Origin of the sequence: Nitrosospira multiformis (assembly GCF_900111585.1) — a bacterium.
GTDB classification, from domain to species: domain Bacteria; phylum Pseudomonadota; class Gammaproteobacteria; order Burkholderiales; family Nitrosomonadaceae; genus Nitrosospira; species Nitrosospira multiformis_B.
In genome coordinates, this window is the sequence record NZ_FOHI01000001.1 from 299,087 (window position 1) to 318,227 (window position 19,141).

General features: G+C 52.3%; 19 protein-coding genes. 8 read left to right on the plus strand and 11 right to left on the minus strand.

What is annotated here, in order from left to right; translation table 11 throughout:
* Window positions 1–299: 299 nt before the first annotated feature.
* A complete protein-coding gene (locus tag BMW46_RS01365) occupies window positions 300–2,981 on the plus strand; it encodes a 3-keto-alpha-glucoside-1,2-lyase-like domain-containing protein (protein WP_074703878.1) in 2,682 nt (893 codons plus the stop codon).
* A 270-nt stretch (window positions 2,982–3,251) separates the two neighbouring features.
* Here BMW46_RS01365 and BMW46_RS01370 read toward each other — a convergent pair whose 3' ends face one another.
* Window positions 3,252–3,611, minus strand: a complete 360-nt coding sequence (locus tag BMW46_RS01370; protein WP_074703879.1) for a cupin domain-containing protein — start codon at window positions 3,609–3,611, stop codon at window positions 3,252–3,254.
* Window positions 3,612–3,725: 114 nt separating this feature from the next.
* Window positions 3,726–4,037, minus strand: a complete 312-nt coding sequence (locus tag BMW46_RS01375) for a hypothetical protein (RefSeq protein WP_139176738.1) — start codon at window positions 4,035–4,037, stop codon at window positions 3,726–3,728.
* Window positions 4,038–4,430: 393 nt separating this feature from the next.
* Here BMW46_RS01375 and lon point away from each other — a divergent pair, with 393 nt between their 5' ends.
* Entirely contained in the window at window positions 4,431–6,803 is a 2,373-nt protein-coding gene (lon, locus tag BMW46_RS01380; RefSeq protein ID WP_074703883.1) for an endopeptidase La, read from the plus strand.
* 46 nt (window positions 6,804–6,849) lie between these two features.
* Here the strand turns inward: lon and BMW46_RS01385 are convergent, their stop codons facing one another.
* The 3 genes from BMW46_RS01385 to ppa form a co-directional block, all read right to left on the minus strand.
* Window positions 6,850–7,587 (minus strand): intradiol ring-cleavage dioxygenase, encoded by a 738-nt coding sequence (locus tag BMW46_RS01385; protein ID WP_074703885.1) that lies wholly within the window; start codon window positions 7,585–7,587, stop codon window positions 6,850–6,852.
* A gap of 143 nt (window positions 7,588–7,730) precedes the next feature.
* A complete protein-coding gene (locus BMW46_RS01390) occupies window positions 7,731–8,339 on the minus strand; it encodes a GNAT family N-acetyltransferase (protein WP_074703887.1) in 609 nt (202 codons plus the stop codon).
* A gap of 62 nt (window positions 8,340–8,401) precedes the next feature.
* Window positions 8,402–8,950, minus strand: coding sequence for an inorganic diphosphatase (gene ppa, locus BMW46_RS01395; protein WP_074703888.1), 549 nt, complete (start codon window positions 8,948–8,950; stop codon window positions 8,402–8,404).
* Between the two features lie 85 nt (window positions 8,951–9,035).
* Between ppa and BMW46_RS01400 the strand changes: the two genes are divergently transcribed.
* The 4 genes from BMW46_RS01400 (at window position 9,036) to BMW46_RS01415 (ending at window position 11,877) form a co-directional block, all read left to right on the plus strand.
* Window positions 9,036–9,857, plus strand: a complete 822-nt coding sequence (locus tag BMW46_RS01400) for an alpha/beta hydrolase (protein ID WP_256376911.1) — start codon at window positions 9,036–9,038, stop codon at window positions 9,855–9,857.
* Between the two features lie 2 nt (window positions 9,858–9,859).
* A complete protein-coding gene (locus BMW46_RS01405) occupies window positions 9,860–10,522 on the plus strand; it encodes a glycerophosphodiester phosphodiesterase (protein WP_074703891.1) in 663 nt (220 codons plus the stop codon).
* A 95-nt stretch (window positions 10,523–10,617) separates the two neighbouring features.
* Window positions 10,618–11,304 carry an SGNH/GDSL hydrolase family protein gene (locus BMW46_RS01410; protein WP_256376912.1) on the plus strand — a complete coding sequence of 229 codons (687 nt, stop codon included), beginning with the start codon at window positions 10,618–10,620 and terminating at the stop codon, window positions 11,302–11,304.
* Window positions 11,305–11,430: 126 nt separating this feature from the next.
* Window positions 11,431–11,877: a VOC family protein gene (locus BMW46_RS01415; protein WP_074703894.1), complete on the plus strand. Its 447-nt coding sequence runs from the start codon at window positions 11,431–11,433 to the stop codon at window positions 11,875–11,877.
* A 98-nt stretch (window positions 11,878–11,975) separates the two neighbouring features.
* Here BMW46_RS01415 and BMW46_RS01420 read toward each other — a convergent pair whose 3' ends face one another.
* The 6 genes from BMW46_RS01420 to BMW46_RS01445 all read right to left on the minus strand — a co-directional run bounded on the left by BMW46_RS01420 (window position 11,976) and on the right by BMW46_RS01445 (window position 17,106).
* Window positions 11,976–12,203 carry a hypothetical protein gene (locus BMW46_RS01420; RefSeq protein WP_074703896.1) on the minus strand — a complete coding sequence of 76 codons (228 nt, stop codon included), beginning with the start codon at window positions 12,201–12,203 and terminating at the stop codon, window positions 11,976–11,978.
* A 249-nt stretch (window positions 12,204–12,452) separates the two neighbouring features.
* Complete coding sequence (locus BMW46_RS01425; RefSeq protein WP_074703897.1) at window positions 12,453–12,713, minus strand: outer membrane beta-barrel protein; 261 nt, start codon at window positions 12,711–12,713, stop codon at window positions 12,453–12,455.
* A gap of 255 nt (window positions 12,714–12,968) precedes the next feature.
* Window positions 12,969–13,193 carry a 50S ribosomal protein L31 gene (gene rpmE, locus BMW46_RS01430; RefSeq protein WP_074703899.1) on the minus strand — a complete coding sequence of 75 codons (225 nt, stop codon included), beginning with the start codon at window positions 13,191–13,193 and terminating at the stop codon, window positions 12,969–12,971.
* Window positions 13,194–13,336: 143 nt separating this feature from the next.
* On the minus strand, window positions 13,337–14,596 hold the full coding sequence (gene rho, locus BMW46_RS01435; protein WP_011381390.1) for a transcription termination factor Rho: 1,260 nt from the start codon (window positions 14,594–14,596) through the stop codon (window positions 13,337–13,339).
* Window positions 14,597–14,752: 156 nt separating this feature from the next.
* Window positions 14,753–15,076, minus strand: a complete 324-nt coding sequence (trxA, locus tag BMW46_RS01440) for a thioredoxin TrxA (protein WP_011381389.1) — start codon at window positions 15,074–15,076, stop codon at window positions 14,753–14,755.
* 332 nt (window positions 15,077–15,408) lie between these two features.
* A complete protein-coding gene (locus tag BMW46_RS01445; RefSeq protein ID WP_074703900.1) occupies window positions 15,409–17,106 on the minus strand; it encodes a glutamine--tRNA ligase/YqeY domain fusion protein in 1,698 nt (565 codons plus the stop codon).
* A gap of 242 nt (window positions 17,107–17,348) precedes the next feature.
* Between BMW46_RS01445 and BMW46_RS01450 the strand changes: the two genes are divergently transcribed.
* Window positions 17,349–18,338 (plus strand): biotin--[acetyl-CoA-carboxylase] ligase, encoded by a 990-nt coding sequence (locus BMW46_RS01450; RefSeq protein ID WP_074703902.1) that lies wholly within the window; start codon window positions 17,349–17,351, stop codon window positions 18,336–18,338.
* The gene (locus tag BMW46_RS01455) at window positions 18,339–19,127 is read left to right on the plus strand and encodes a type III pantothenate kinase (protein ID WP_074703904.1); all 789 of its coding nucleotides are present in this window, start codon (window positions 18,339–18,341) and stop codon (window positions 19,125–19,127) included.
* The last annotated feature ends 14 nt before the right edge of the window (window positions 19,128–19,141 follow it).

Here is a 19,141-nt window from a genome sequence, read left to right on the forward strand (position 1 = left end):
CTGGGGTCCCCATACTGCTTCTTCCAGCAATAAAACTTCTGCTCCACAATCCAATCTTTCTTCTCATTGTGCTCATACCTTTCCTTGACATTCGCTGCTCATAAACTAGTTTTAATAACACAAAATAAAATGATGGTGTCGAACACAGCTATGCATTGGATGATAAAAAAACAAACAGCGACCAGGATATCGTTGAGCGGAGATCAGAACTAGAACTGTATGGCGCCCTGTTCGATAGAACTAAAAAAATTCTACGAATATCAAAATTCTATGCATATCAAATATAGGAGCAAACCGCCATGCCACTTATCGCCCCCGACTACAACACCGCCTTTACCTGCGATGTTCTCGGACGTTACGACTGCAATACCTTTGACGAAGCGCTCGTTACTATAGATCCAAACGCCCGTGCCGCTGCCGGCCTGTATGCTCGAAGCGATCTTCGGCCGTTTGATTTCATCATAATTGGTGGCGGCACATTTGGCGCGGCTATTGCTGAACATCTGTGGTTCCGAAGCACTCAGCGCAGTGAGCGTATTCTCGTGCTCGAGGCGGGCCCCTTCCTCCTACCGGAACACGTGCAGAATCTACCAATGCTCGGCCTCGATACTGCGGGCGCGCGCAAGGATCATTCGCTGCAAGGCGAAGTCTGGGGCCTTGCCTGGAATTCAAGTGATCCTTTCGGTTTTCCTGGGCTTGCTTACTGTCTGGGCGGACGCTCGATTTACTGGGGTGGTTGGTCGCCCCGATTGCTCGACGCAGAAATGCCAAAAGACGTTTGGCCAAAAGAGGTGCTCGACGATTTAACGGCAAAAGCTCTGTCAGACGGCCGAAAGGGTTATTTCCGGCAATCAAGCGATCAGATCGGCGTCACAGAGACGAATGATTTCATTTTTGGCGATTTGCACCGGGCGATGCGGCAGCAGCTGTTCGGGGGTCTCTCCTCGATCCCTGAGGTATATGATCTTGCGTTGCTGCCCGACCATCCCGCAGTCTATTATGGCAACACTCCAGTAACAATCGACGATCTGGCCAAGCTGCTTGGCATCGATAAATTGCCGAGCCCGCCGCCTTCTATCCAGAAACTCCGTGATGAGGCAAAACTTGAAGCACCGTTGGCCGTGCAGGGACAAGTGGGCCACGCCGGATTTTTTCCGTTTAACAAATTCAGCGCTGTTCCGCTACTCATGAAAGCAGCCCGCGAGGCGGCAAGCCAAACCCCGTTCGATGGAGTAATAAATCGGCTTGATGACGTAAAAAAACGGCTAATGGTCGTGGAACGCTGCCACGTTACCCAGCTCAACACTGTCAATACCGAAGGGGGTAGACGCGTGAGCGAGATCGTTACCGAGCGGGGAGTGCTGCCGGTTTCCCCGGACAGCAAAGTCATCATTGCTCTCGGCACGATCGAGAGCGCTCGCCTTGCGCTAACCTCCTTTGGGACGGATGGAAAAATCGGCAGGAATCTGATAGCCCATTTACGCTCGAATGTCGATTTTCGAGTTCCCCGCGCCGCACTGGCAGCGCTGCCAACGGCGGTCAAAGCCCTCGAAGCGTCGGCACTTTTTGTAAAAGGCCGACATGAGTTCAAGAAGGCCGATGGTTCCTCAGATGGCTTTGCACACTTCCATTTCCAGATTACTGCGTCAGGTCTGGGCACCAACGGGACCAATTCTGAAGCTGAACTGTTTAAGAAAATCCCGGACATTGACTTGTTCGATGCACACAAGAATGCGACTGACACACACGTCGTCATTACAATTCGCGGCATCGGTGAGATGGGACCCAAGAACGACAATGACTTCAGCAACTCGGTTACGCTCGATCTTGATCCACAACAAAAAGACGAGTTTCAGGCACGGCGAGCATTTGTGAACCTCCAGCCAAGCTCTCGCGACTACGAACTGTGGGATGCGATGGATAAGGCGTCGGACGAGGTCGTGAAAATCTTTGCCAATGGGCACAAAATCGATGTCATCAAGGGCAAGAACGTGATTAAGGACGTTGACCCGAGCTCACTCGCAACGGTTCTGCCATATAAATTCTCTGATCAGGCCGGTCCGGGCCGCCGCGATGGCTTGGGCACGACACATCATGAAGCTGGAACATTGCGAATGGGAGAGGACGCGAAAAAATCGGTGACCGATCCCGATTGCCGTTTTCATAATGTGACAAACACTTATGTCGCTGGACCCGCACTCTTTCCTACCATCGGTTCACCAAACCCGATGCTCACAGGCATTGCCCTGGTCCGCCGGCTAGGAGATCACTTGATGCCGGAGCCGCCACTCGTGGTATCGGAACCAGGTTTCACGTATCTATTCGACGGGAGCGATGTGCAGTTCGCGAATTGGGAGATGGCTGGGGGAGGCTCGTTCTCCCGATTTGGTCGCACGATAATTGCCCAGCAGAATGAAAAAGGCATGGGTTTGCTCTTCTACAAGCCAAAACCCTTTGAGGATTTCACACTGCGCCTCGATTTTCTTCTTCCTCATCCCCGAGGCAATAACAGCGATAACTCAGGTGTCTTCATTCGGTTCCGCGATCCACGGCTGCCTGATCCTGCCCCCGATCCGGTCGATCCTGCAGGCAATGCCGCTTTCGTTGCGGTTCATACTGGATTTGAAATCCAGATCGATGAAGAAGCGCGTGGTGATACGCGTTTTGGCGAGCCCGACGGTTCATTTTTTGCGAGAACCGGGGCAATTTATAAAATCAAGTCATTGGGGACCGGCGTAGGACAGCAGAATTACCAAAACAACATCTCTCTTGCGGCACGGCAGTGGCATCGCTACGAAATCGAGGTAAAAAAGCAGGATTACGTGGTTCGGCTCAACGGTCAGGAGGTAACCCGGTTTAAGCGTAGCCCTTCCGATACTGCTAGAGGGAATCCGCCCAGCGTTGATCCCAATTCAGGTTATGTTGGGCTGCAAACGCATACAGGCCAAGTAGCTTTCGCAAATGTTCGGATCAATGCATAGAGTGGAGAACCCTATCATTTCGAAGGTTTAAAAGTTCTGCCGATTGGTTCGGTTGCTGGGGGCAAGCCGAAAAAGCGAAAAAAGAGATTTGCTCCAGTTTATGAAAGATTTGGCCGTTCAAAAAGCTGCGCAATCGGCGTGGGGAATAAGGTATTCCTGCTGCCTCAGTCAGCAGCTTTTGAGGTTGGACAATAGACCTTTATATTGATACTCCCGCTGTATCGGTGTAGTCGATCAAACGTTGGCCAGACGTTCGGTCAGGAAAGTTCTTCAGGGGAGGTCAACACCTTTCTCTCCTCCTTTGGGTCCCCAGAATACTACCCAGGTTCCGAAATCGCTTGAGAAATTCTCGAACCGGTGCTCAACGTTGGCGGGTACAAAAAGACAGTCGCCCTCTTTGAATGGATAACGCTCCCCTTCAATCATCAGTTCACCCGTTCCCCGATGGACGAAATAGACTTCATCCTGCTCGTGCGGTGTTTGCGGATCATGCCCGACGGGAGCGTAATATTCGACGGACATGGTGCCATGTGCCAGCGCAACGGCAAAACGTTCTCCCATTGGCCATTCCACGGTTACCGGACCGGGAATGCGGGACAATACTTCTTCAACGGTAGCTTTGATTTTCAATGAAGACTCCTATTGGAAAAGATCGTATGGTTTATATTTCGATGTGGAATATCATCTGCCCTCATCCCCCTAACGCTGTAAAAGGCAGAACGCATGCGAGGAATGTTGTAAACGCTATTTGTCAGGAAGAGATTCCTCCGGAGTCTCGTCCGATATTTCCTGAAATCTGCCTGACAAAGCAGCCAGAAACTCGCTACGGGAGGTCAGAAACCGGTAAAGTGGATATGCAAGAATACCAAAGACTGCCCCCAGAAGCAGGCCGGCGAACGGAGCTAAAAAGAGAGCGAGCAGCGCTCTACCGATCCCGCTGCTTTCAAAAGTGAAAAGTGCGTTGAAAGGAGAAAACAGCGTATTGGCGCAACAGAACGACAACGAGTTGAATTTTATAAAGGAGATGAAGTCTAGCTGGACTAAGTATCTGTTCATTTGATTGTCCCAGCAGCAATGTGGGTTATCGGTTGAGAAAAGGTAATACATCGGAACATCTCCCGATGCTCCTGCAGTGATTCTATCTTGCCAGGCGTTCTTCCCGTCAATGTTTGAGTGATCTGTTCCAGTATATTTGCCTCCTGAAAGCCGCTCACAATTCCCCCGCTTTTTCCCCCACCTGACAGGAAACTTGCTGGATGAAGATACCGACGCCAGTCCATCAACGGGCATAAGAAGTTGACCCTCAGCCGTCCGGTGCTAGACTAAAGAGAATAGGTGGCCTTGCTGTGGTATTGCAGCCAGATTGCCAAAGCTATTGAGCGCGTATGAGCCGGAGAACTATACGGATTGCTCAGCCGATTCCTCGAATGTTTCTACAGAGAGACCGCTATGGGAGAGCTTATTGTAGCCAAGCCGGAATTGCCTCAGGATGTGATTGCTCTCATACCCATGCGCAATATAGTGCTATTCCCGCATGTTCTGACTGCAATCACCGTGGGTCGTGCCAAATCCATTGCTGCACTGGAGCATGTGCTCGATCCTAAACGGCCCCTGGGCATCATCCTGCAGAAAGATCCTGCCGTGGATGAGCCGGGGCAGGATGCGCTGTTTAATGTAGGTACCGTGGTGAACGTTGTGCGGCATCTTGCCTCGTCCGATGGGCTGCGGCATGCCGTCTGTCAGGGATTGGGCCGCTTTTCCATCGAGGAAATAATCGAGGACCATCCTTTTCTCGCTGCCCGTGTGCGACTTATTGCGGAACCCGATGAGGTATCGACGGAGGCTGAGGCCCTGGCGATGCAATTGCGGGAGCGCACGGTGGAGATTCTTTCTCTGCTGCCGGGTGTACCGGCAGAGCTGGCGCATGCGTTACAAGCTACCCGTGCCCCTTCGCATCTGGCTGATATCGCGGCAAGCCTGCTCGATACCGAAGTTGCGGAGAAGCAGATGCTGCTTGAAACGGTCAGTACCGAGGAGCGGCTGCGCAAGGTGCTCCAGATTTTGTCGCGCCGCATCGAGGTGCTGAGATTATCCCAGGAGATTGGTGAGCGTACCAAGGAGCATCTGGAAGACCGCGAACGCAAGTTTCTGTTGCGGGAGCAATTGAAGACGATCCAGAAGGAACTCGGCGAGACGGAGGGGGACGACCAGGAAATAGAGAAGCTGGATGAAGCGGTCGCCAAGGCTGGCATGCCGGAAGAGATCGAGGCGCAGGCCAGAAAGGAATTGCAGCGCTTAAAGCGCATGCCTCCGGCTTCAAGCGAGTATTCGATGCTGCACACTTACCTTGAATGGATGACAGAGCTGCCCTGGAAGCTTCCGGAAGATGCACCCATCGACCTCGATGCCGCACGCCGGATTCTCGAACACGATCATTTCGGGCTGGAGCGCGTCAAGCAGCGCATTATTGAATTCCTGGCCGTTCAGAAGTTGAAGCCGCAAGGGCGTGCTCCTATCTTGTGTTTTGTCGGGCCACCCGGGGTAGGCAAGACTTCGCTCGGTCAGAGCATCGCACGGGCACTGCAGCGGCCCTTCGTGCGGGTGTCGTTGGGAGGCGTGCATGACGAGGCGGAAATGCGAGGTCATCGCCGCACCTACATTGGCGCCATGCCGGGCAACATTGTGCAGAGCCTGCGCAAGGCTGCCGCACGAAACTGCGTGATGATGCTCGATGAGGTGGATAAGATGTCAGCCAGCCTCCATGGCGACCCATCGGCGGCTCTGCTAGAGGTGCTGGATCCCGAGCAGAATTCCACGTTCCGGGACAATTACCTGGGAGTGCCCTTCGATTTGAGTCGTGTTGTTTTCATCGCCACGGCGAATGTTATTGACAACGTGCCGCCTCCGGTGCGCGACCGGATGGAGATTATTGATCTCCCGGGCTACACCCGGGAGGAGAAGCTTCAGATCGCGCAGCGTTATCTCGTAAGCCGTCAACGTGAGGCCAATGGCCTGAACGAGGATCAGTGCGAGATAATGGTGGAAGCGCTCGATGGTATCATCGCCAATTACACCCGTGAGGCGGGAGTACGGCAACTCGAACGGGAGATCGGGCGGGTCATGCGGCATGCAGCCATGCGGGTTGCCTCGGATGCGCAGGTCAAGGTGCGGGTGGAGGCCGCAGACCTGGATGCTATTCTCGGGCCTGCCAAATTCGAGCATGAGACCGGGCTGCGTACCAGTCTGCCCGGGGTTGCGACGGGACTTGCCTGGACGCCCGTAGGCGGCGACATTCTTTTTATTGAAGCAACACGGGTGAGCGGACGCGGACAGCTTATTTTGACCGGGCAGCTTGGCGGTGTGATGAAGGAAAGCGCCCAGGCGGCGCTTACGTTGTTGAAAGGCCGGGCAGACAGTCTTCACATTTCCGCATCTTTGTTTGAAGGCATCGACGTGCACGTGCACGTGCCGGCCGGTGCTATCCCTAAAGATGGCCCCAGTGCGGGCGTGGCGATGTTTATAGCGCTTGCTTCGCTATTTACCAACCGGCCGGTACACCACGATGTGGCGATGACGGGAGAGATCAGCCTGCGAGGGATGGTACTGCCGGTGGGAGGTATCAAGGAGAAGGTGCTTGCCGCCCAGCGGGCGGGCCTGCGCAGGGTGCTGCTGCCTGCGCGTAATGAGAAAGACCTGCGTGAGGTGCCTGAAACAGCGCGTTCCACATTGGAGTTCGTTTTTCTGGAAACAGTGGACGATGCGATTCAGGCATCGCTGGGTCAGCGGGCGCGCCGTCAGGAATCGGAGTTCAAGCTGGTCTGAGCGTAGGCTTCCCTCTCCCACAAGGGTATAGGGTCCTGTGCCTTCTTCAATCTCTTTTCTCCGCTTCCAGCCCCACATCGAATGCAGTCGCATAGCCTGTCTCTGCTTCGGCAAGCTTGAGCATCAGCTGCCTTCCACCCTTGAGATAAATGCTGTCATCTTCATTCCTGGTTCTCTGCTGATATGAACCCTTTCTCGCATGTTCCGCATAAGGGGGTTGCGCGTGCACCTTATCGGTAATCGCATCATCGAAGTAGAGTTGCGATGTAAATTCGCGGCCGCGCGTATAACCGGAATCGGTACGTATCTTGAAATGAATATGAACAGTTCTGCCAGGATACCACCCTGGATAAATGGTGATAAAACGCACGCTGCCGTTCCTGTCCGTTACCTGATAGCCGCGCAGGAACTTCTTTCCTACTGTATTGAAATTCCTGTCCTCGACATCAGAATAGATTCCCTGCGCATCGCAATGCCAGATGTCGACTATGGCATTGGCAAGCGGCAGGCACCTGCCCGTACCCTCGTTGCCCACCGTGAAAACGCGCATTTCGAGTGCAAGCGGAAAGCCGTCCTTTACCGAGCCATCGGAAGGATCGGATCGAATGTCTGAACGGTGCAGGCGCTCATCGACGAAATAAGGACCTTCCGTTTGTTGGGGTGTTACCACGCATGAAATCATTTTACGGGCTACCTCCTCACTTCCGGCATGGACGGATGAATGTCGTCCTGCCATGCCGATTCCGGTTATCCCAAGCAATCCCAGCAGTTTTCGTCGATTCATGCCTGCTCCCCATTTTGTATTCCTTGATGGTGATGGCGACTGATATACGATTGAGCCGCCCTAAGCTTGGAGGGTTTGCCCGCTTTTGAAGTTCCTGCTGGAAGGACTGGAGCCTGCGATATATCTAATAATAATGCAATATATTATTCGGGCGGGGGATTCCCCTGATCAGACGAGAGTTTGTTCAGCAGGTTGTTCTTCACTGACGGCCATTCATGGTGGAGGATCGAATAAACGACAGTATCGCGGATGGAGCCATCACGCATGATCTGGTGGTTGCGCAATATCCCATCCTGTTTCGCACCCAGGCGTTCAATTGCGGTCCTCGAGACCTGGTTGAAAAAATGTGTTCTGAACTCTACCGCTATCGCTTTCTTTTTCTCAAAGACATGCTGGAGCAATAACAGCTTGCTTTCGGTGTTCACCCCTGTTTTACAGACTGATTTCGCATACCAGGTGTAGCCGAGCATGGGACGCCTGTTCGCTTCATCCACGTTATAGAAACGGGTCGTACCCACTATTCCATCTGTCGCATTCAGTCTCACTGCAAACGCGATGTTTCCTTTTTCAGCATTTTCAATGGCAGCGATCACATAGTTTTCCATCTGCGCGGGCGAAGGCACGTTTGCAAACCAGAGCTTCCAGAACTCTCCATCCCTGACCGCACATCGCAAAGGCTCGATGTGATCAGGTACAAGCGGTTCCAGGGTGACAATCTCACCCTTCAATACGATACGTTCGAGCCAACTCATTTTTTCATGCTGCCCGCTATTTGCCGGTACTCTGCCAAGCTTTGAAACATTGACATTGGCCTTTAAAACATTGGCTTTTTCGCAGCCGCGTTATAGCGGTTCACTCCACTCGTAATTTCCACTTCGGCTTCCGTTACCCCTGTCCATCCGGTTATCTTCACCCATTTGCCGGGTTCCAGGTCCTTGTAGTGTTCGAAAAAATGGGCAATCTGTGAGCGTGTCAGTTCAGACAAGTCGGCGTGAGATTTCACCGCACGATAGAGAGCGCACAGTTTGTCGATTGGCACTGCCAGAACCTTCGCATCTCCGCCTGCCTCATCGGTCATTTGAAGCATACCCAGCGGCCGACACCGTACCACCACTCCTGAGATGAGTGGAACCGGTGAAATCACCAGAACATCCACCGGATCCCCATCTTCCGAGAGGGTGTGCGGGATATAACCGTAATTACAGGGATAGTGCATGCATGTCGACATGAAGCGATCAACGAACATTGCGCCCGTTTCCTTATCCACCTCGTATTTGATGGGGTCGGCATTCATGGGTATTTCTATGATGACATTGAAATCGTTCGGCACGTCACGGCCGGAGTTGACTCTGTCAAGATTCATTCTTGTTCCTGTTACTGTTGACTGAAAAATCGCTATTATAGCTGTCGGCTTCGGGGATTAACTGCGGATTAAACGATCCATGCGCATGCTGCTCAGCTTGGCCATCATGGCTGCACTCATCTATGTCGTTTTCGCGGCGGTGATATTCTTCGCCCAGCCCAGCCTTATTTACTATCCTGAAATCGGACGTGGCATCACCGGGACTCCAGATGAGTCAGGCCTTGCGTATGAGTCTGTCGAACTGGAGACTGCAGATGGGGAAAGGCTGCATGGCTGGTTTGTCCCGGCATCTCATGCGAAAGCGACTGTCCTGTTTTTTCACGGGAATGCCGGGAACATTTCCCAACGGATCGACTATTTGTCGATGTTTTACCGCCTTGGATATAACACCTTCATTTTCGATTATCGGGGCTACGGCGAAAGTAGCGGCAAACCGACAGAGCAGGGGACGTACCGGGATGCTGTTGCTGCATGGCGGTACATAACCGAAAAGAAGGCTATTCCTCCTGCCGATGTTGTGTTATTCGGAGAATCTTTAGGCGGTGCAATCGCTTCCTGGCTGGCGGCCCGCGAAATACCCGGCGTCTTGGTTCTGGCTTCCGCGTTTACCTCGGTCCCTGACATGGGAGCGCAACTGTATCCCTATCTTCCCATCCGGCGGCTTTCCCGTTTCAAATACAACACTCTTGAGCATTTGAAGGATGTGAGCTGTCCCGTATTCGTCGCCCACAGTCCTCAGGATGAAATTGTGCCGTTCAAGCAAGGGCAGGCCCTGTACGAGGCAGCACGCAATCCCAAGCGATTCATCGAGCTGCAGGGCGGTCACAATGAGGGCTTCATTTACACGAGGGAAGACTGGGCCAAGGCTTTGGGTAAATTCATAGATGCGAGCCTGGGAAGACATTGAATATGCTGATACTGGCGCATCGTGGTTATCACGCGACAGCTGCGGAAAATACGCTCGAAGCTTTTGAAGCAGCGATAATGGCAGGGGTAAACGGTATCGAGACGGATGTGCGCATGAGCCGGGACGGTGTGCCGGTGCTGGTTCATGATCGGGTAATGGCTACCGGACAGGCAGTGTCTGATCTTGCCCATCGCGAAATCGAAGGTGTGTTGGGGCATAAAATACCTACCCTGGATGAGGCGCTCGCGCATTTTCCCGACATACTCTGGAATGTCGAACTCAAAACCCCGCATCACTTGTCAACGGTATTCGGTGTTCTGGAAAAGTATCAAGCCCCCCATCGTATTATCGTCAGCTCCTTCCGGCATGATCTGATTGCAACCTGCGCGTCCTCATTGAAGCTCGATTGCGGTCTGCTGGTCGCGCACCGGCCGCAAACCCTCGATTCCCTGTTGACTGGTTTCGATTGTGATGGCAACGCCAGGATCAACCATCTGGTTTGGGATTACAATGTGCTGGATCAAGCCTTGTTGGCCCAGGCGGCCGTGACTGGCTTTCGCAACTTCGTTTACGGTCCGATAACCCGGGCTGAGCATGAGGAATGTCGGCAACTGAGTGTGGATGGGGTAATTACGGATTATCCATTGCTTATGCAGGGTTTATAAACAGCGGCCGCCAACGCGCAGTTGTTCTCTTGTCACACGAAAATTGAGTGATGCGCCGACGTTTTCTGCAAGCCCTTATGGTCGGAGCCGCGGCCATGACATTGAGTAGAACGATTTCAGCGAAGAACAAGGTACTCACCGTCTTCACATTTGGGGATTCGATTCTCGACTGCGGGCGTTACAACGAATATGGTGTCCATCCGGGGCAGTTGATCGTTCGCAACAATGATTTCCTGTTTCCAGAGTTCAAGGGGCGCGATCTCATGTCTCAGTCATCCTCGATGACTGCACTGCTGAACCACCGTGCGCGTGATGGCAGCGTGGTTGACAATCTCTCCTGGCAGGCGCGAGGTATCAAGGCAACCGATCCCGCTGTCGCCCTGGTTACAGTAGGTGGCAACGATCTTCTCACTGGTCTTGCTGCGGACCGAGGGGAGGGCATCGCGTGCTTTCAACAGCAGTTAGATGCTTTTCTGCAAGCGCTTCCGGTACGGCCAGTTCTGCTGGGCACAATTTACGATCCGACTTTCGGCGATGACTCCCGCAATTTTCTTGCCACCGATGCGCGCATTGCCCGATCCAACTTCAACCGCATTAATGCCGCTATTCGGCAGCTCGCTCCGCGTTATGGAGAGCTCGTCGATGTGCACCGCCATTTCCTCGCGGGTGACGCGTCCTGGTTTACAGGTACTATCGAGCCAAGCTTGCGCGGGACATCAGAGGTGCGTACTGTATTTTTGCCTGCAGTGCTAAGAGCATTCCATGCCGCGCAAAATGCTTAGACTGGAAGGGGATATCAAAAACGATACAACATGGCATGAAAAAGCAAAAAGAAAATGATAGGCCTAAAATAGACAAGACAAGTAACGATTCCTGCAGCAGAAAGTGTATCAATCAGGAGGAAACAGATGAGCGAGAAGATAAAACCGCAGATGGTCGGCATCAATCATATCGCGCTGGAGGTGGGCGATATCGAAGAAGCGCTGGCTTTTTATGGCCGCATCTTCACCTTTAAATTACGAGGACGAAGCCAGGGTGCTGCCTTTATCGATATGGGAGACCAGTTCATTGCATTGATGGAAGGGCGGTCGCAAAGCCCGGACGACGACAGGCATTTCGGCCTTGTGGTCGATGACCGCTCAAATGTGCGCGAACTCGCTGAAGCAGCGGGAGCGACAATGCTCGAAGGAGGCTTCCTCGACTTCCTCGATCCTTGGGGTAATCGCGTTCAGGTAGTCGAGTATCGCGATATACAGTTTACGAAAATCCCCGAAGTGTTGAAGTACATGGAACTGGATCTGGAGAAGAGCCAGGATGCGAAGGCGGAGCTGCAAAAAAAAGGAATTGAGACGTAAACTTCGGCAGCATAGGAGTTCATAGCCGGATGTGCAGATTCAGTTTATTCCACAGTTCCTCATGAAGATCCTCGAAAAGGGCTGGAAAAAAGCGGGAGCTAGAGGATGAAGACGATAAGCTGCCAGCGAGGTGGTCCGAGTTCGAAACCGTGGATATGTTCTTCGTACTCCGGCAGTAACTGTCCTTTCTTTACAACAATTTCCTGGCCGCAGCCTATGCACCGATAGATACCACTTACCGATGCGCTGGTACCAGGTGCACGCTTAACGTTGAAATCAAAATGGTCGCAGCGGATAAGATAGCTGCTGTCTTGGTAAACGGCCATAGTGAAATTCGTTAAAAGAGTAATGATATCATGCACATAGTGGATGAACTTTCAGCTCTACATTAATTTTATTACTTGTCGCTCACCTAATTCTGTTCGCTTTAGCACAAATACGCTTAACACAGCATAAAGTATCAAAAGTCCGATTTTCGTTGAGGCGGTCTCTGCCAATAAACAAAAACTGCCGAAGCGGGACAAACCAGTTCAGGGGAGGAATAGGGGAAGGCGCGGCTTGAAGGCATATTGCCTTTAAAAGTGGGTGACGATCGACGTAGTGAAAAAGGTGGCGCTATCTCTGGAAGTACCGTTTTTACCAGCAAAAATATCGTCATTGCTGCGCAGCATTCTGGCCTCAAGCCTCCATAGTAGATTGTCAGTGATGTTGTAATCGAAATTGGCTGAAAAGCCCCATGCCCGGGAACCATGAGGCGTTGCGAATGTAATGATTACGCCTTGTTTGTCATTGTAATATTCTGCTCTCACTGCAACGGCTGTTCTGGGCGTTTGCACAATATCTCAGAATGACTGTAGGGTTGAGCCACATATTCAGGCTGCCCGAATGTTGCTTTTTTGTTCGATGCCGATATCGAATCCAACGGCTGCAAGCGCCTCATTCAGTTTGAAAATTCCGGCTATCCTGTCGCAAGCAGGTACAGTCGAGCATGGCAGCGAATTTAAAAATGAGCCTTATAAAGCTCATTTAATCCACCGAAAATAAAAAAGGCAGCCAAGGGGCTGCCTTTTTCAAAGTTCAGTAACCGATTATCAAGCTGCCGGTTGCTTTTCCATTTTCTTGCCGTATTTCTGACGGAACTTCTCGACACGCCCGGCAGTATCGACGATTTTTTGTTTGCCTGTATAGAACGGATGGCAAACCGAGCAAACCTCGATGTGCAGGGGTTTGCCCATGGTGGAACGGGTTTGAAAAATGCTACCGCAACTGCAGGTCACGGTTATTTCCTGGTAATCTGGATGAATATCTGGTTTCATGAAATGATCCTCAGCTTGCAAATGCTCCCCGCACGATATCTGCCTGATTTTGGGGAAAGCCGCGTATTATCCTCCACTCGCAAACGGGATGCAACAAGGCATTCCGGGAGCGGAGAGGCCTCCAATGTTTAGGCTGAGTAATATTAGACCCGCCGCATTGAATCGAAGAAATCCGCGTTGTTCTTCGTTGCCTTGATCTTGTCGAGCAGAAATTCCATTGCTTCCATGTCATCCATCGGGTAGAGCAGCTTGCGCAGTACCCAGATTTTCTGCAATACATCGGGCTTGATCAGGAGTTCTTCCCGGCGGGTGCCGGAACGGTTGACGTTGATGGCGGGGTAAATGCGTTTTTCCGCCATGCGCCGGTCAAGATGGATTTCCATGTTGCCGGTGCCCTTGAATTCCTCATAAATCACATCGTCCATGCGCGAGCCGGTGTCGACCAGAGCGGTGGCAATAATGGTGAGAGAGCCACCCTCCTCGATATTGCGCGCCGCGCCAAAAAACCGCTTCGGCCGCTGCAGCGCGTTGGCATCCACACCGCCCGTCAGCACCTTGCCGGAAGCAGGTACCACTGTGTTATAGGCGCGCGCGAGCCGGGTGATCGAATCCAGCAGGATTACCACGTCCTTCTTGTGTTCCACCAGTCGTTTGGCTTTTTCGATGACCATATCCGCCACCTGCACATGACGTACAGCCGGTTCATCGAAAGTGGAGGAAATCACTTCGCCTCTTACCGACCGGATCATTTCGGTCACTTCTTCAGGGCGCTCGTCTATCAGCAGCACCATCAGCATCACATCCGGGTAATTGGCGGCAATGGCGTGGGCGATGTGCTGAAGCATGACGGTCTTGCCCGATTTGGGACTGGCTACCAAGAGGCCCCGCTGTCCTTTGCCGATGGGGGCAATCAGATCGATGATGCGGCTGGTAACGTTTTCTTCGGCTTTGATCTCGCGTTCGAGCTGCAGCCGTTCGGTGGGAAAGAGCGGGGTGAGATTTTCAAACAGTATCTTGTGTTTGGAGTTTTCAGGAGGTTCTCCATTGACCTTATCGACCTTGACCAGCGCGAAATAACGTTCTCCGTCCTTGGGCGTCCTTATTTCACCCTCTATCGAATCCCCCGTATGAAGGTTGAAGCGTCGTATCTGGCTGGGTGAGACATAAATGTCATCCGGACCGGCGAGATATGAGGTGTCGGGAGAACGCAAGAAGCCGAAACCATCCTGCAGCACTTCCAGGGTGCCTTCGCCGAAAATGCTTTCGCCTTTCCGTGCCTGATTCTTCAATAACGCGAAAATCAGATCCTGTTTCCGTAGCCGGTTGGCGCCGTCAATTTCGTTAGCAATTGCCATCTCCACCAGTTCGGTGACGTGGAAGTTTTTGAGGTCGGATAGATGCATGAACGGAATCCGTGGGTGAAGAAGAGGGACGTAAAGAAAGCGTCAGGAAGCGTTGGGAAAACTGATGGAGCCGAACGAGAATTCGAAGCGGCGAACGTAATCGAACCGGAAACTACCGGAGAGTTTGCGGAATGCGTTAATTATAAATTAGCAGTTTTAGATGTGACTGTCAATAAAAGCAGTGAGCTGGGATTTCGATAACGCCCCTACTTTGGTGGCTTCAATATTTCCGTTTTTGAAGAGCATGAGGGTAGGGATACCGCGAATACCATATTTGGGCGGCGTAGCCTGGTTTTCGTCGATATTGAGCTTGGCAACCTTGAGACGGTCGCCATATTCTTTGGCTACCTCGTCCAGGATGGGCGCTATCATCTTGCACGGTCCACACCATTCTGCCCAATAGTCAACCAGTACAGGTACTGTCGACTGCAATACTTCGGTCTCAAAATTTCCGTCAGAAATATGGTGGGTATGACTCATGTGCTTTTCCAAATCGCTCAAATGAAATATGTACGACTGACATTCAGTTAATTCTGCAAGGGCAGGGGTATATTAATGATACTCTGCCAATTGATACCAGAAGTGGCAGTGATAGATACAAGAATATCAGGAATTATATTTTTTGTTGCTTCGCAGGCCAGCAATTTCGGCCAGCCTGTCATTTTTCAGTATCCTAGCGAAAAAAAACGAGAAAGGGAAGTACCATTTTAATGGTATCTCGATACAAGCAGTCCATTCAATCGTTGGCGGGAGCAAAGCCGTACAAATTGGCACTATCCTGCTCGCAACGAAGCCAGCATACTTGTCAGAAATCAACCCGGTTTTCCCCACGAATCACGCAGGGTGACCGCGCGATTGAATACGGGTCTTCCCGGTTCTGTTTCCTTCAGATCTGCGACAAAATAGCCATGACGCTCGAATTGAAAACGTTCTTCCGGTTGCGCTGTCATGAGTACGGGCTCGACATAGGCTGCAAGGACCTTCTTTGAATCCGGATTCAGAAATGCTTTATAGTCCCGGCCACCTGTGTCAGGATGAGCCTGACTGAACAAGCGATCATAAAGCCGTACTTCGGCTTGTTGCGCATGGGCGGCTGAAAGCCAATGAATATTGCCCTTGACCTTGCGTTTATCGGCTCCGGGCGTGCCGCTCTTGCTGTCCGGATCATGGGTGCAATGGATTTCCAAGATTTCGCCATTGGCCCCTTTCACAACATCCACGCATTTTACGATATAGGCGTACCGCAACCTTACTTCGCCGCCGGGTGACAGGCGAAAATATCCCTTGGAAGGATTCTCCATGAAGTCACTGCGTTCGATGTAGATCGTTTTCGTCAAGTGTACGATACGGCTTCCCCATTCCGGCTTTTGCGGATGATTGGGAGCAAAGCACTCTTCCTCGGCATTCTCTGGATAGTTATCGATAACGACCTTGAGCGGGTCGAGGATAGCCAGGCGCCGCTGCGCACGCTCATTCATATCTTCGCGCAGGCATTCTTCCAGGATACCCATGTCTATCCATGAATCGGCCTTGCTGACGCCGATGCGTTCTGCAAACAGACGGATGGATTCCGGTGTATAACCGCGTCGTCTCACTCCGACAAGCGTATTCATGCGCGGGTCATCCCATCCATCCACAAAACCCCCGCTAACCAGTTCGATCAGCTTGCGCTTGCTCATGACGGTATAGGTGAGATTCAAACGCGCAAATTCGATCTGTTGCGGATGACATGGAACAACATCTGCCAATTGATCCAGTATCCAGTCATAGAGGGGACGGTGATCCTCGAATTCCAGCGTGCACAGCGAGTGCGTGATCCTTTCCAGCGCATCGGATATGCAGTGGGTGTAGTCATACATCGGATAAATACACCATTTGTCATTCGTCCGGTGATGGCGGACATGACGAATCCGGTAAATCACGGGATCGCGCAGATTGATATTGGGGGAAGTCATATCAATTCTGGCGCGCAGAACGTGAGCACCGTCAGGAAACTCACCAGCCTTCATGCGGCGAAACAGGTCAAGATTTTCCTCGATGGAGCGGTCGCGGTAGGGACTGTTTTCACCCGCCTCGGTAAGCGTGCCTCGCAGGGCGCGGATTTCCTCGACAGTAAGGCTGTCCACGTATGCTTTACCCTGCTTGATGAGATGTTCGGCAAACTCGTAGAGCTTGTCAAAATAGTCCGACGCATAGTGCAGGTACTCGCCCCATTCGAAGCCAAGCCACCTTACCGCATCCATTATTGAATCGACATACTCCTGCTCTTCTTTTTCGGGATTGGTGTCATCGAAGCGCAGATGACATATTCCGTTATAGTCCCGCGCCAGGCCGAAGTTGAGGCAAATGCTTTTGGCATGACCGATGTGCAGGTAGCCGTTGGGTTCGGGCGGAAAGCGCGTTTCAATCCGTCCGTTCCACTTGCCGGTGCGATTGTCTTCTTCGATGATATTGCGTATGAAATTGGACGCGGACGGTGTTACATCGCTAGGTGTAGCTTTTTCGTTCAAACTGGACCTCTCGAAAGGGAATTCCTGCTCGTCTTTTCCGGGAATTCATGGGCAAACGGGAACGCCGGTTCTGCTCTCTCCTGTTCGTTTGTACTTGCCCGGCTGCTCATTATAGTTGAATAACGTATCGAGCCAAATTCGACCAGAAACCCCTGCTGACTTTCTTCCTGCATTTCTTTTACTGTTAGCGAGAATGCGCGTGGCAAAGTTCCATTTCCATTTATTTACACTACACTGATTACATGAATCCACTCACCTTTTCCATTCTCCGGCTGCTGAGCGATAACGAATTTCATTCAGGTCCGGCTATTGCCGAAGCTCTGGGAGTTTCCCGCGCCAGCGTATCGAACGCCCTTCGCGATGCGGATGAAGCTGGATTGACCATTCATAAAATCAAGGGGCGCGGCTATCGCCTGCTCGACCAGGTGCAATGGCTGGAACGAAATGTCATTCTTGAGCACCTCGGTCATCAGGCGAACAAGTTCAATCTGGAAATACTCGATACGATCGACTCCACCAACAGCCTTTTACTGCATGAGGCGGACAACCGGTTGAGTCTGGGTGACAGGCTCATTCATGTGGTAGCGGCCGAGTTGCAAACGAAGGGGCGTGGACGACGGGGACGGCAATGGCACTCTGGCCTGGGAGTCGGTCTCGCGTTTTCCGTGCTATGGCGGTTTCAGCAAAGCGCAAGCTTTCTTTCGGGTTTGAGTCTCGCCATAGGAGTTGCAATAGTACGCGCGCTCGAATCTTCGGGGATACAGGGAGCCGTACTCAAATGGCCAAACGATGTCATGTTCAATTTCTGTAAACTAGCAGGCATATTGATAGAGCTGCATGGCGATATGCTCGGTCCCACCGTCGCTGTAATCGGTGTAGGCATGAACCTGAAATTGTCCGACAGCGTCCAGGCGCGGATAGACCAGGGCGCAACGGATATTTTTTCCATCAGCGGAGAAATACCGGATCGCAATAAATTGCTGGCTGAATTGTTGCTGAATATTGCTCGAGTATTGAGAGAATTTGAGCAATCGGGTTTTACGCCATTCAAGGAGGAATGGGTTGATCGTCATGTATGTGAAGGCAAAGCCGTCACCCTCAGGCTACCTGACGGGTCGGGCCAGGAGGGGCTGGTGCACGGGGTATCGGATAGCGGGTCGTTGTTGCTGCAAACATCACTGGGTCTTCGCAGTTTCAGCGGCGGCGAGATATCGCTGCGCAGGACAGCATAAATGAAACCCCTTCTACTGGCGGTGGATTCCGGCAACACGCGCGTGAAATGGGGACTGCACGATGGCCGCAACTGGCTCATGCAAGGGGTCGCAGCGCAGGGCGACACAGTGCAGCTCGAGCGGGAATGGGGAGATTTGTGTGAACCTTCACGTGTAGTGATATCCAATGTCGCCAAGGTCGGGATCAAGGCCAGTCTGTCAGAGCTACTGGCGCGGTGGAAAGCAGAGCCACAATGGATTACTGCCGTTCCCTATCAATGCGGTGTCCGCAACTATTACTCCAACCCTGCGCAGCTTGGCAGCGACCGCTGGGCGGCGCTCGTGGCAGCGTGGGTGCTGGAACGACAGGGGTGCTTGGTAGTCGATGCGGGAACCGCTATGACGGTGGATGCCCTTTCCGACACAGGTGAATTTCTCGGAGGAATCATAACCCCCGGGATCGATCTGATGCAGAAGATACTGGTGGAGGACCTTGGCTCACTGGAATCGGGGGACGGAAAATTTTGCGATTATCCTGACAGTACCGCCGATGCACTCTATAGTGGTGCCATGCACGCGATGGCGGGGGCAATCGAACGCATGGCGACCTTGCTTGCAGGTACCCTCGGTCGCATGCCCGAGTGCATTCTCAGCGGCGGTGCAGCGCAGCAGTTGCAGCCCCAGCTTAACGTGAATGTGAAAGTGATGGATAATCTCGTTTTGCAAGGCTTGCTGGCCATTGCCCGGGAGACTTCAGAAACAGCTTCGGGAGGGGCCGCGGCTTCCCCGGAAGATTCCATCGGAAATTGATTTTCTTTTGCGTC